At 66.3% G+C, this 824-nt stretch carries 2 protein-coding genes; both read left to right on the top strand.

Annotation, left to right across the window (positions count from 1 at the left end; translation table 11 throughout):
* Window positions 1–15: 15 nt before the first annotated feature.
* A complete protein-coding gene (locus tag STRTUCAR8_RS07330; protein WP_044471789.1) occupies window positions 16–354 on the top strand; it encodes a helix-turn-helix domain-containing protein in 339 nt (112 codons plus the stop codon).
* A 244-nt stretch (window positions 355–598) separates the two neighbouring features.
* Window positions 599–802 (top strand): cold-shock protein, encoded by a 204-nt coding sequence (locus tag STRTUCAR8_RS07335; protein ID WP_044471788.1) that lies wholly within the window; start codon window positions 599–601, stop codon window positions 800–802.
* The last annotated feature ends 22 nt before the right edge of the window (window positions 803–824 follow it).

Consider the following 824-nt stretch of genomic DNA (forward strand, 5'->3'; position numbering starts at 1 on the left):
CACAAGAGAGGTGAGATGACAGCAGACGACTCGCTGGGCCGTCTTGACGACGACGACTACCCCGCCTACACGATGGGCCGGGCCGCCGAGATGCTCGGTACCACTCCCGGGTTCCTCCGGGCCCTCGGCGAAGCGCGACTGATCACGCCACTGCGCTCGGAGGGCGGACACCGCCGCTACTCCCGCTACCAACTGCGCATCGCGGCCCGTGCGCGTGAACTCGTCGACCGTGGCACCCCGATCGAGGCCGCCTGCCGGATCATCATCCTTGAGGACCAGCTCGAAGAAGCCCAGCGCATCAACGCCGAGTACCGGCGCGCCGACACGTCGTCCAATCCGTCGGCGGCGAACTGAAGTGAGCGTGCCCGCCGGGTCGGCGGGCCATCACCCACATGCGTGGCCGAAATGCGACGCGGGGTTTTTTCTGTGGTGATGGCGGGCGCGGACGGGTAGCGTCTGCGTGAGCTGTCGTGGTTCGGAGTTCCCCTTGCCCACGCCCTTGGTGTGGGCGCTTTGCTGTGCTGTGCCGCAGGGACCAGGGCGATCACCTCCGTCTTCCCCACAGGGGGCAGACGTTCATCGACTGGAAGGCATGACTATGGCTACGGGAACTGTGAAGTGGTTCAACGCGGAGAAGGGCTTCGGCTTCATCGCCCAGGACGGTGGCGGCCCGGACGTCTTCGCGCACTACTCCGCGATCAACTCCACGGGCTTCCGTGAGCTCCAGGAGGGCCAGACCGTGACGTTCGACGTAGTCCAGGGCCAGAAGGGCCCCCAGGCGGAGAACATCACCACCGGCTGATCTCGCACTGAACGTACTGGGC

It is taken from the genome of Streptomyces turgidiscabies Car8 (assembly GCF_000331005.1).
GTDB classification, from domain to species: Bacteria; Actinomycetota; Actinomycetes; order Streptomycetales; family Streptomycetaceae; genus Streptomyces; species Streptomyces turgidiscabies.